Source organism: Pseudomonas sp. MF5691, from assembly GCF_016405645.1.
Taxonomy (GTDB): Bacteria; Pseudomonadota; Gammaproteobacteria; order Pseudomonadales; family Pseudomonadaceae; genus Aquipseudomonas; species Aquipseudomonas shahriarae.
On sequence record NZ_JAEKDC010000039.1, the window covers coordinates 1 to 13,549 of the forward strand.

Annotated in this window: 4 protein-coding genes; 3 read left to right on the forward strand and 1 reads right to left on the reverse strand. The window is 57.6% G+C overall.

Annotated elements, in window-relative coordinates:
• From JFT44_RS27645 to JFT44_RS27655, 3 genes are all read left to right on the forward strand, one after another.
• A partial coding sequence (locus tag JFT44_RS27645) for an AMP-binding protein (protein WP_198831446.1) occupies positions 1-1,157 on the forward strand: 1,157 nt, incomplete at its 5' end.
• A complete protein-coding gene (locus JFT44_RS27650) occupies positions 1,157-9,742 on the forward strand; it encodes a non-ribosomal peptide synthetase (RefSeq protein ID WP_198831447.1) in 8,586 nt (2,861 codons plus the stop codon). The genes JFT44_RS27645 and JFT44_RS27650, both read left to right, overlap by 1 nt.
• A gap of 69 nt (positions 9,743-9,811) precedes the next feature.
• Complete coding sequence (locus tag JFT44_RS27655) at positions 9,812-10,768, forward strand: alpha/beta hydrolase (protein WP_169990631.1); 957 nt, start codon at positions 9,812-9,814, stop codon at positions 10,766-10,768.
• Positions 10,769-10,835: 67 nt separating this feature from the next.
• Here JFT44_RS27655 and JFT44_RS27660 read toward each other — a convergent pair whose 3' ends face one another.
• Positions 10,836-13,379, reverse strand: a complete 2,544-nt coding sequence (locus tag JFT44_RS27660; protein WP_169990632.1) for a TonB-dependent siderophore receptor — start codon at positions 13,377-13,379, stop codon at positions 10,836-10,838.
• Between the last annotated feature and the right edge of the window lie 170 nt (positions 13,380-13,549).

Here is a 13,549-nt window from a genome sequence, read left to right on the forward strand (position 1 = left end):
AGGACATCAACCTCGACCCGCAAGCCTTGCTTGCCCTGGTCAAACAGCAGCGCATCAGCGTGTTGCAGGCCACGCCCTCGACCTGGCGCATGCTGCTCGATCACCCGCAGGCCGATGAGCTCAAGGGCTGCAAACTGCTGTGCGGCGGTGAGGCGCTGCCCCTGGAACTGGCGACCCGCCTTTTGGCGCTTTCGCCCCAGGTGTGGAACCTCTACGGGCCGACCGAGACCACCATCTGGTCGGCGCAGTACCCGCTCACGCCAACCCAGCCTCAGCCGTGGCTGGGCGGGCCGATTGCCAATACCAGCCTGTATATCCTCGACGATAACCTGGTGCCGGTGCCGGTCGGGGTGGCGGGTGAATTGTTGATTGGCGGCGATGGCCTGGCGCGGGGTTACTTCCAGCGCCCGGCACTCACCGCCGAACGCTTCCTGCCCGATCCATTTGGCGCTCCCGGTACGCGCCTGTACCGCACCGGCGACCTGGCGCGCTACCGCGCGGACGGGGTGATCGAGTACATCGGTCGGGTGGATCACCAGGTAAAAATCCGTGGATTGCGGATCGAACTGGGGGAAATCGAGGCGCGGCTGTTGGAGCAACCGCAAGTGCGCGAAGCCGCCGTGGTGGTGCGGGACGTCGCTGGCCATTCGCAGTTGGTGGCGTACGTGGTTGCCGTGCAAGCGGTCAGCGATGAACAGGCGCTGCGTGAGGCGTGCAAGCGTCAGCTCAAGGGCGACCTGCCGGAGTACATGGTGCCCATCCATTGGGTCTTCCTCGCCAGCCTGCCGCTGACCCCCAATGGCAAGCTCGATCGCAAGGTGTTGCCGGCGCCGGATGCCAGTCTGGCGCAAAAAACCTATGTAGCGCCCTGTAGTCCTTTGCAACAGCAGGTCGCAGCGATTTGGCAAGACGTATTGAAAGTCGAGCCTATCGGCCTGGAGGACCATTTCTTTGAACTGGGTGGGCACTCACTACTGGTCGTGAGCGTGGTCTCGCGCCTACAACTTGAGCTGGGTATGCAGTTGACGCCGCAGTTGATGTTCCAACACCCGACTCTGGGCGCGTTTACCGCCCAGCTTGAGCAGCAGGCAGGACCTGTCACCGCGCAGAAACTCGACAAACTTGAAGCCCTGCTCGATGAAATGGAGGAGTTCTGATGGATAAGACTGTCGCCGCCCGTATTGCCCGGCGTTTCATCACCCTGCCCCTGGAAAAGCGCAAGCTGTACCTGGAAAAAATGCTGGCTGAAGGGGTTTCACCCACCAACCTGCCAATCCCTGAAGTGCAGTCAGCCTTCGAATCCATCCCACTTTCTTTCGCTCAAGAACGGCAGTGGGTGCTCTGGCAACTAGACCCCGACAGCGCAGCCTACAACATTCCAACTGCCCTGCGACTCAAGGGTAAACTGGACGTCGTGGCGCTGGAGCAAAGCTTCAACGCCTTAATCGCCCGTCACCAGACGCTGCGCACCACGTTTGCACATGGCGAAGATCGACCATTGCAAATTATTCACCTCGACATGCCGATGCAGATCCAGCAAAGCAGCGTTTCGGGGCTCGATGACGCAGGAATCAAGGCATTTATCCAAGCCCAGGCTTACCAGCCATTTGATTTGCAGCAAGGCCCACTGTTGCGTGTAGCCTTGCTACAGCTGGGCCAGGATGACCATGTACTGGTGCTGACCCAGCACCACATCGTCTCGGATGACTGGTCGATGCAGGTGATGGTCGATGAACTGGTTGCACTGTACTCGGATTATCAGCAAGGCCAACCAAACGTCTTGCCAGAGCTGACAATCCAGTACGCCGACTATGCCATCTGGCAACGTCATTGGATGGAGGCCGGTGAAAGCGAACGCCAACTGGCTTATTGGCAAGCCCAATTGGGTGGTGAACAACCCGTATTGGAGTTACCCACCGATCACCCACGGCCAGCTGTCCAGAGCTATCGAGGGGCGAACATTGCAGTCACGGTTCCAGCCTCCCTGGAACACAACCTCAAGCAGCTTGCCCAGCAACACAATGTGACTCTGTTTATGTTGCTGCTCGCCTCGTTCCAGGCGCTGTTGCACCATTACAGCCGCCAGTCCGACATTCGGGTGGGCGTACCCGTGGCCAACCGTAACCGGGTTGAAACCGAGCGCTTGCTGGGTTTTTTCGTCAATACTCAAGTACTCAGGGCGCGCTTCGATGAATCGCTGTCTTTCAGCGAACTACTGGCCCAGGTCAAGCAAACGGCACTGGATGCCCAGGCGCATCAGGACCTGCCTTTCGAACAACTGGTCGAGGCCTTGCAGCCGGAACGGAACCTGAGCATCAGCCCATTATTCCAGGTGATGTATAACCATCTTAAAGAGCATCAGGACTCCACAACAGTACAACTTGCGCCTGCATCCTCGCTGGACGTCGAGGGCATCAGATGGGGCAGTCGCACCGCACAGTTTGACCTGACTTTCAGCACCTTCGAATCAACGCAGGGTTTGTCAGCAACTCTGAACTACGCCACCGACCTGTTTGAAGCCAGCACCATTGAACGCCTCGGACAACACTGGCTAAACCTGCTCGATCGCTGCATCGCAGCACCACAGCAAGCAATTGCCAGTTTGTCGTTACTCAGCAACGCACAACAACAGCAGATCCTGTACGACTGGAACGACACCACTATCACGTATCCGCTTGAGCGTTGCATCCACCAGTGGATCGAGCAGCAAGTAGAAAGCACCCCTGACGCCGTAGCGCTCATTTTTGGTGAGAGCCAGTTGACCTATAACCAACTCAATCAGAAAGCCAACTCATTGGCCCATCGCCTGATTGAACGCGGCGTCGGCCACGATGTACTGGTGGGTATTGCCATCGAACGCAGCCTGGATATGGTGATCGGCCTGCTGGCCATCCTCAAGGCTGGCGGCGCCTATGTTCCGCTAGACCCTGAATACCCGAGTGATCGGCTTGCGTACATGATGCAGGACAGTGGCATCACCTTGTTGCTTAGCCAACAGACGTTACTCGACAAGCTGCCGGTTCCCGCCGGTGTGGAAACGCTGTGTCTGGACGAGCCAGTTATCAGCGCCTGGCCCAGCAGCAACCCCGGTATTACTTTGGATCCGGAAAACCTGGCCTACGTGATTTACACCTCCGGCTCTACCGGCAAGCCAAAAGGTGCAGCCAACCGGCATTGCGCACTGGTCAACCGTTTGTGCTGGATGCAGCAGGCCTACAACCTCACGACAGCCGACACGGTGCTGCAAAAAACCCCGTTCAGCTTTGACGTCTCAGTCTGGGAGTTTTTCTGGCCGTTGATGACCGGTGCACGCCTGGCGATTGCCGGTCCTGGAGACCATCGCGATCCAGCCCGCTTGGTCGAACTGATCAACCAGCACGATATAACTACCCTGCACTTCGTACCGTCGATGCTCCAGGTGTTCCTCGCCGATGAGCAAGTATCCCGCTGCAATGGCTTAAAGCGCATCGTGTGCAGCGGTGAAGCACTGTCGGCCGATGCCCAGCAACAAGTATTTGCCAAGTTGCCAAACGCAGCGCTCTACAACCTCTACGGCCCAACTGAAGCCGCCATTGATGTGACCCACTGGACCTGTCGCGAGGAAAGCCGCAGCAGCGTGCCAATCGGCCAGCCTATCGCTAACCTGACCACCTGGGTCCTCAATTCAGACCTGGCACCTGTACCAACCGGGGTGATCGGCGAGCTGTACCTAGGCGGCGAAGGCCTGGCCCGCGGTTATCACCAGCGCCCAGCCCTGACCGCAGAGCGCTTCGTTGCCAGCCCCTACGCTCAAGGTGAACGCCTGTACCGCACCGGCGACCTGGCGCGCCAACGTCCTGACGGGGTCATCGAATACGTCGGGCGCATTGACCATCAAGTGAAAATTCGCGGTTTGCGCATCGAACTGGGTGAGATCGAAGCGCGGTTGCTGGAGCAAGACGAAGTACACGAGGTGGCCGTACTGGCAGTCGATACTGCCACTGGCTTGCAGTTGGTCGGGTACGTCGTACCGCGTAAAGACATCGACACTACACACTTGCGCGACAGACTCAAGATCCGTCTCAAGGAACACCTGCCGGACTATATGGTCCCGGTGTACTGGTTGTTTCTCGACCAATTACCCTTGAGCCCGAACGGAAAGCTTGAACGTAAGGCACTGCCAAAACCCGATGCCAGCCAAGTGCAAAAAACCTATGTTGCCCCCAAGGGAGCACTGGAGACCACCATTGTAGGTATCTGGCAAACAGTGCTCAAACTGGAAAAAGTCGGTGTCACCGACAACTTCTTCGAACTGGGCGGCGACTCGATCATCTCGATCCAGGTAGTGAGTCGCGCCCGTCAGGCCGGCATCCACTTCACCCCCAAGGACCTGTTCCAGCACCAGACCATCCAGGGCTTGGCCAATGTGGCGAAAACCCACGGCCAGGGCCTCGTGATCGATCAAGGCCCAGTCATCGGCAGCGCCCCGCTGTTGCCGATCCAGCAACTGTTCTTAGACACTAACATCCCCGAGCGCAATCACTGGAACCGATCAGTGCTGCTCAAGCCTGCCATGGCCCTGGAGCCGCAACTGCTGGAGCAGGCCCTCAACGCCCTGATCCAACACCACGATGCACTGCGTCTGAGTTTCACTCAAACTGACTCTGGCTGGAGCGCTGAATACCGTCCGGCGACTACGTCGGTGCTGTGGCAAACGTACATTGATGGCGTCACGCAATTGCAATCCTTGGGCGACGAAGCCCAGCGCAGCCTCAACTTACAACACGGACCGCTGTTGCGGGCAGTGCTGGTCAGTCTGAACGATGGCAGCCAGCGCCTGTTGCTGGCGATCCATCACTTGGTGGCGGATGACGTGTCTTGGGGCATCCTGTTTGATGATTTGCAAACGGCCTACCACCAACTGCAAATGGGTCAGGCGCTGGCCTTGCCGGAGAAAACCAGCGCCTACAAAACCTGGGGCGAGAAGTTGCAAGACTACGGTCGCAGCGACGCCCTGCAACAAGAACTGGCGTACTGGGTCCAGCAACTGGACGCTTCAAGCCACGACCTGCCCCAGGCCAACCCTGAGGGCTGCCAACGGCACGGCCAAGCGACGACTGTCGATATCAAGCTCAGCAAAACCCTGACCCAGCAACTGATGCAAGTCGCGCCCGCGGCCTATCGCACGCAAATTATCGATCTGCTCCTGACTGCCCTGACCCGTACAGTCAGCCAATGGACCTCGTGCGAAAACGTTTTGGTCCAACTGGAAAGCCATGGCCGCGAAGCCCTGTTCGATGATATCGACCTGACCCGCACCGTGGGCCGGTTCACCAGCCTGTACCCGGTCAAGTTGACCGCCCATAAGGACTGGGGCGAAGCGATCAAGCAGGTCAAGGAACAACTGCGGGCCATTCCCGATAAAGGCATTGGGTTTGGTGTCTTGCGCTACCTGGGTGACACACAGGTCCAGGCAAGCCTGGACGCGCTACCAATGCCGCGCATCGCCTTCAACTACCGAGATCAAACCGACAGCGCCGCAGGTGCCCTGTTTGTCCCGGTGAGAGAAAAATATGGCGTAGAGAAAAACAGCAATCCAGCGCTGTGCAACCGACTAACCATTCATAGCCAGATCGATGACGGCCAGCTGAGCATGGCCTGGATCTTCAGCCAGGAAGTAATCCCTGCCGAGGTCATCCAGAAGCTCTCCAATAACTACCTACAAGCACTTGAGCAGTTGGTCGCCTACTGCTGCGATACCAACCATCAAGGTGCAACACCCTCTGACTTTCCGTTGGCTGGCTTGAGCCAGGCGCAACTGGACACACTGAGCCTCCCTATTCAGCAGATTGAAGACCTCTATCCCTTGTCCCCCATGCAACAAGGGATGATGTTCCACACCCTTGAGGCGTCCGAGGCCGCAGCTTACATCAACCAAACCGCAGTACCCGTCAGCGGCCTGGACATCGCGCGGTTTACCGACGCCTGGAATACTGCCGTCGAACGCCATGAAATCCTGCGTACGGGTTTCTGGACCGCCAGCCACCTGGCTGAACCGCTGCAAATGGTGTTCAAAAAAACTGACCTCCCCCTGCGTATTCTTGATTGGCAGAACCGTGAGTCCTGCGCAAACGACCTGCAAGATCTGATCGAAGCAGATAACCGCGAAGGCTTCGACCTACTGGCGGCACCATTGATGCGCCTGACCCTGATCAAACTGCCGGCCGAACAGCTCTACCTGATCTGGACCCACCATCATATTTTACTAGATGGCTGGAGCAGCTCACGGCTGCTCGCCGAAGTGTTCGAGGTGTACAACGGCAAGACTCCCGAGCCAAAACGTGGTAAGTACCGAGACTACATCGCCTGGTTGAAAACCCAGTCACAGTCCTCCCTGGAAACTTTCTGGAAACAGAAGCTGCAAGGGCTGAACGGGCCAACCGTTCTCGCCAATAGCCTATCGCCACGACCTGATCCTGGTTGCGACGGGCATGAGGCGCTTTACCTCAACTGGGACGCGCAACAAACCCAACACCTAATAGATCAGGCGCAACGGTTGCGCGTCACACCCAACACATTTATCCAAGCAACCTGGCTACTGCTGTTGCAGCGCTATACGGGACAGGACAGCGTGTGCTTTGGCAGTACCGTCGCAGGACGGCCACTGAGCCTTGAGGCATCCGATGAAATGCTGGGATTGTTTATCAACACCTTGCCGATCATTCAGACCCCACAGCCACAGCAGACCGTGACCGATTGGTTGCGAAAACTGCAAACCTACAACCTGGAAGTACGCGATCACGAACATGCATCGCTGGCCGACGTACAACGCTGGTCGGGACAAGGCGGCCAAGCGCTGTTCGACAGCATCATCGTGTTCGAGAACTACCCGGTGGATGAGCGCCTGCAAGAAGCCGAGCAGGATCACCTCAAATTCGGTGAAACCAGGACTCAGGGTGTTACCAACTTCGCCATGGACCTTGCGGTTAACCTGGGCGATCGCCTCACCGTTGAGTTCATGTACCTGCGCAACTGTTTCACCGCCGAGGCCACCGCGCAACTGCGCCGTAGCTTCGAAACTCTGCTGCTGGCCATGCTCGAAAATCCGAAAGCCACCCTCGGTAGCCTATCCACGCTCAATGCCGGTGAGCAACGGGCCTTGCAGCAGGATAACGAACTGGTAGCCGAGGTTTATGACCTGCCCTTGCTCGTGACACAGATCCGCAACCATGCCGTGACCAACGCGGATGCCGTGGCAGTGATCTGTGACCAGGAGCAACTGACCTATGGCCAACTGGAGCAGCGCGCCAACCGCCTGGCCCACTACCTGATCGCACAGGGCGTTGGGCCAGAGATCTTCGTTGGTGTCGCCCTGGAACGCTCAGTGGATGTGGTCGTCGCCTTCTACGCCGTGATGAAGACGGGCGGCGCTTACGTCCCGCTGGATATTGACTACCCGCAAGACCGAGTGAAGTGGATCGTCGAAGACTCGGCGATGGCAGTACTGCTCACCCAGGGCTCGTTGCGCGAGCGTTTCAGCCAGCCATGGGCGCCTGCACTGATCGAACTGGACACTCTGCCCCTGACTGCTCTGTCCGATCGCCACCCGCAATCGCTGATGGATGCGGACAACCTCGCCTACCTGATTTACACCTCCGGCTCCACGGGCAAACCCAAGGGCGTGGCGGTCAGCCACGGGCAGATCCGCATGCACTGCCAGGCGATCGGCCAGCGCTATGAAATGGACAACAGCACCCGCGAACTGTTGTTCATGTCGTTTGCTTTCGATGGGGCCCAAGAGCGCTGGCTGAGTACCTTGGCCCACGGAGGCCAGTTGGTGGTGCGCGAGAACCGCCTGTGGACCCCCGAGGAAACCTGGCACGCCTTGCATGCCCACCGGATCAGCATCGCCTGCTTCCCACCGGCTTATCTGCAACAGTTGGCAGAGTACGCCCGAGACTGCGGCAAGGCACCGCCTGCTGTGCGCATTTACTGCTTTGGTGGGGATGCGGTGGCCGAGGCCAACTTTGAGCTGGTCAAGCACACACTCAAACCTGTTTATTTGACCAATGGCTACGGCCCGACCGAAACCGTGGTCACGCCACTGCTGTGGAAAGTCCCCGTCAGTGAAACCTGCGGCGCAGTATACGCACCGATTGGTACGCGGGTTGGCGAGCGCACGCTGTATGTTCTCGACGAACACCTCAACCCGTTACCCGAGGGTGTGGCCGGCGAGTTGTACATTGGCGGTGAAGGTGTGGCTCGGGGTTATCATCAGCGTCCGGGGCTGACGGCCGAACGGTTTGTGCTCGACCCATTTGCCGCCAACGGCTCGCGCCTGTACCGCACGGGCGATCTGGTACGCCAACGTCCCAATGGCGTAATCGATTACCTGGGACGCCTGGATAACCAGGTAAAGATTCGCGGATTCCGCATAGAGCTTGGTGAAATCGAATCCAGGTTGCGAGATATTCCGGGGGTACAGGATGCAGTGGTGGTCGCTCGTGAGGCGGGCGTCAGCAAACAGCTGATCGGCTATGTCGTCACCCCAACTGATGATGCGCCAGGAGAACGCTTGCGCGCCTTGCTCCAGGCTGACTTGCCTGACTATATGGTGCCCACGCAGATCATTCGCCTGGCCGCATTGCCGCTTAATCCCAACGGTAAGATCGACCGAAAGGCACTACCTGATCCCGACTTCAAGGGCCGTGAATTCGTAGCCCCTCGCAATGCTGTGGAACAAGCCCTGGCAATCATTTGGCAACAGGTTTTGGAGCTGGAAAGCGTGGGTGTGACCGACAATTTCTTCGAGTTGGGCGGCGATTCGCTGCGCATCCTCAAAGTGCTGTCCAAGGTCCGTAACCAGCCTGAGCTGGGGTTGGAACTGAAACTGCGGGACATGATCGGCAAACCGACCATTGCCGAACTGTCGGGCTTCGCCCCTGCCACCGACCTGGACCCTTTGCTGTTGCTCAATAGCCGCGTGCCCCATGTGCCGCCGCTGTTCTGCCTGCATGCCGGCTTTGGCACGGTGTTCGACTACGACACCCTCGCACGTCGCCTGGAAGGCCAGCGCAGCGTCTATGGCCTGCAATGTCGCATGCTGCTCGACCGCGACTGGCAGGACGAATCTCTGGCGTCCATGGCTATCGACTATGCCCAGTACATTCGCCAGAAACAGGCCCAGGGACCTTATCAACTAGTTGGTTGGTCGTTGGGGGGCACCCTCGCAGTACTGGTCGCTCAGGAACTGGAAAAGCAGGGCCAGGAAGTAGAGTTCCTGGGATTGGTAGACAGCTTTATCCCGTCCACCGTACCCGCTGCTCGCGATCTGGATTGGGGCGATGACTTGCGCGGTTTCCTTGCCGTGATCTTCGCTCAAGCCTGCGAGCACCTACCGGTAGTGGAACTCCCAGCCGACAGCCCCCAAGCGATGCTGGAACGGTCGATCACGGATATCCGCCAACAAGTCGCCGGCACTTCAGCGTTCAGCAACATCAGTGTCGAAGAGCTAGCCCATACGTTCATGGTCGCGATGAAACTCAAGGGCCTGTCCCTGGATCTGAAAACACTGCCGCAGACACGAGCGTCTGCCTGCTGCTGGTGGGCCTGCGACGCCAATTCACCGGACTTCACCAATCCGGTGGCGGGCAGCATTCTGGACGAGCGAATCGTCGCCGGGCATTACCAGATGCTTAACAACAGCCAGCTTCTGCACAGCCTGCTCCAGCAATTACCGCAGCGCGAAGCGGTCACCCGTTAATCCTGCCATCACCCCAGGCCTGTGGCCTGGGGCATTTTTGTTGGGCAACCACCTGATAAGGAACACGCAATGCCTCTGGACCCTGACCTCGAAGGTTTTCTGGAACTGGCCGAGATGGGCCGCCTAAGCGGCAAAAGCCAGCCGATGCACCAACTCACACCACAAGCCGCACGAGCCGAGTTCGACCTGACGTCGCAGATTCTCGACCCGAGCCCACCCGGCGCGATCAATGTCAGCGCATTACAGGTCCCCACTCGCGACGGTCAGCTACTGGCTGCCCGTCTCTACCGCAAGATCGGTACAGAGCAAAGCGTGCTGCCGGTGATCCTGTATTTCCATGGCGGCGGTTATGTCCTCGGCAGTCTCGACTCCCACGACTCGATCTGCCGGCGCCTGGCCGCCAGCGGGCGCCATGCGGTGCTGGCACCGGCGTATCGCCTGGCGCCCGAGCATCCATTTCCCGCGGCTGTGAATGATGCCGTGGACAGTGCGAATTGGCTCGCCCGTGAGGGTGCCGTGCTTCAACTGGACCCGCTCAAAGTGACGCTCGCCGGTGACAGCGCAGGCGCAACCCTGGCGACTGTTCTGGCTATCAGTGCCGTGCAACACCCTGAGGAGATGGTGCTTAAACCTCAGGCTCAGTTGCTGTTCTACCCGGTCGCTGATACCCAGCGTACTCGCCCTTCCCACCAGCGGTATGCCGAAGGTTTCCTACTGGAGAGCAAGACACTGCAATGGTTTTATCGACACTACACGCCTGACGCTGAGCAACGTGGCGACTGGCGTACCTCGCCATTGCTGACCCAGGGACTGACCGCCTTGGCACCGGCCTATATAAGCCTGGCCGAATATGACCCGCTTTATGACGAGGGCCTGGAATACGCCGATCTGCTAAAGAACACCGGAACCAGCGTGACCTTGCTCACCCAGAACGGCCTGACCCATGATTTCCTGCGCATGTCAGGAATTACTGGGGATATCGTAAATATTTACAGCGCCGTGGACAGTTGGTTAGCCCTGCATTGATCCAGATATAAGCGGTGCAAAAAAAAACCACCTCATATCGAGGTGGTTTTTTGTGCATCACGAAGCTCTAGAACGTGCCACGCACCGTCAGCATGTAGTTACGCGGTTCACCGTAGTAGTTGCCGTACTCAGAAGTTCTCAGCGTTTCGAAGTACTTGCGATCAAACAAGTTTTTGCCGCTAAGGGCAACAGTCCAGTTTTCATCGACCTTGTATTCAACCATGGCATCCCATACGGCGTAGCCGCCCTGAACCATATCAAAAGGCCGTTCATCGTAGACATCGTAGTAATTTTCCGTCGGGTTCTTTCTAACCCGATAGGCCGTCCCACTGGCATAGCTGGCACTCTGCACATTGACACCCCCGCCAATTTTCCAGTCAGATAGTCGATCTGGCAGCGTGTAGACAGTCCATAGCTTTGCCAGGTGCTTGGGCGTAACCGTGGTGAGGAAAGTGTCTTTAGTGCCATTGTCTATGATGTTTAGGGTGTACCCCCCCATCACCATCCATCCTGGCGTAATCTCACCACTGGCTTCAAGTTCGATACCTTTGCTGATGATCTCGCCTTGGGCAAGGAAGCAGCAACTGCCGCCATACAGGACTGACTCACGTGTATATCGGGGATCTTGGATCGCCTCTTTCTCCCGCTTGGTGTAGAACACTGCGGCCGACACATTCAGCGTCCCGTCATACAGTTCCCCTTTGATACCGGTCTCATAAGTCTTGCCAACCATGGGTTCCAGCCCCTTGCCGGAACTGCTTGGACCTTCCAGTTGCTGCGCCTGGGGCTTGAAGATTTCCGAATAACTGGCGTATACAGACCATTCGTCATCAAGGGCGTACACCAGGCCACCAAAGGGCACCACCTTGGTCGGCTCACGACGATCAGTGTCGGATTCAACTTTCCACACACCCTTCGCGTCATCATCAGTTGTGTAGACCTGTTCAAACTTATAACGCTGGGCCCTGGCACCAATGATCAGCTTGAGCGGATCAGTCAGTTGTAAACGCAAGGTGGAGTACAAACCATACTGCTTGCGGGTATTGGGGCTGTAATCACGTACAAGCCTATTGCCAATACTGTCAGCAGGCAGAGGCGTTGCGTCCGGGTTGTAGATATCAATGGGGTAGAACGCGGTCATGCCCTTCGTCGAGCGCCAACGGCTGGTCACTTTTTGGGCGTCGGCACCAATCAGTAGTTCATGCTCGCGATCAAATGCGGTGAATTTTCCAGACACGTTGGCATCGAACAGTGTCTGCTCACTGCGACTTTTAATGTAGCTGCCGCCCCAGGTAGCGCCCTCAAGGGTTACCGGGTCAGGAGAGCCATAAAGAAACGCACCCTTCGTTTCGGATTTATCGAAGGTGCTGGTCAAGGAGACGTTGAGCTTCCAGTCGTCAGCTAACTCCTGATCGTACTTGGCGAAGACTTCCTGGGAGCTGTTATCGCTGTAGGCCCAGTTCGGCGAGTACCAAGTGCTGCGCTTGAGCTTCAAGTCCTGCCCCGTGCTATAACGCGGCAAACCGTCGCCAGTCCCATTTTCATGAATTTTTTCGTAGCGCCCCCCGACGGTAATCCGGGCCGTGTCACTCACGTCGGCCTCCAGCACGCCATAGATAAAGGGCGTCTGGGTGCTGCGGTTATCCATGAAGTACTGACGGTCGGTATTGGCTACTACTACGCGCCCGCGCAGCTTGCCGTCAAAGGCCATCGGCCCCGTCACGTCGACTTCAGTACGGTAGTTATCCCAGGACCCTGCCGAAGTGTTGAACTTGAGTTGGAAGTAATCCAGCGGACGTTTACGCACGGCGTTGATGATACCGCCCGGGTCACCGGTGCCTCCGAACAAGCCGGACGCCCCTTTCAACACTTCGATATGGTCGAACTCGGCCAAGTCATAAGTTTTGTTGGCATAGAAGGTACCGATACCAGAACCGATGTCCATCGGCGAGGCGCCATCAATCTGGATGTTGTCGATACGAAAACCACGAGAGATGAACTGTGGCAGACGGTAGTTGGCGCTTTTAACGGTAATGCCCGGCGTGCGTCTCATCGCATCGGACAAGTCAACCATGCGCTGATCTTCAATAAGCTGTTGGGTGATAACAGAAACGGACTGTGGCGTGTCCTTCAGGCTGGTAGGGGTTTTTGAACCCGCACTGACCAGGCCGGTGGTATAGGAGCCGGAGTTTTCCGTCATCTGTCCCATACCCTGGCCCTGGATGGTGGTGGCGCCCAACTCCAGGGCTGAACTCGCGCCACTTTCAGGGCTGAGGATAACCGTATTGTTTTCAATCCGAAAACTCAGGCCTGCACCTTTGAGCAGCGCCTCAAGCGCAACTGCAGGTTCGAGGCTGCCATTGACGGCGGTGGACTTCTTGCCCGCGACCATATCCGGCCCGAAAAGCACTTGCAGGCCGGTCTGCTTGCCCAGTTCGGTCAGCGCCTTGTCCAGCGACTGGGCTGGTACATTCACCTGTATGGGTTGGGCAAACGCCCCGCCGCAGACACTGAGAGTCAACCCCAGGACCGCCATCGACACGCAACTGCGGCAGGAAGAGAGGGGAGCATTGAAGAGTTTTTGCCTGAACCTTTTACTCTCGCGTTTCATTGTTTGGTTTAGCCCCAGATATGTCATTAATGTCGAAGGCCTTCCACTCTTGGGGCGGAATGGCCTGAATATAGTTAAACCGTCCGGACTCCACTCCCTGTTGCAGAGGGACGGTTTTGACTTGAATCGGTATCGAGCCATTAATGAACGTTCGGGATAAAAATAATTTA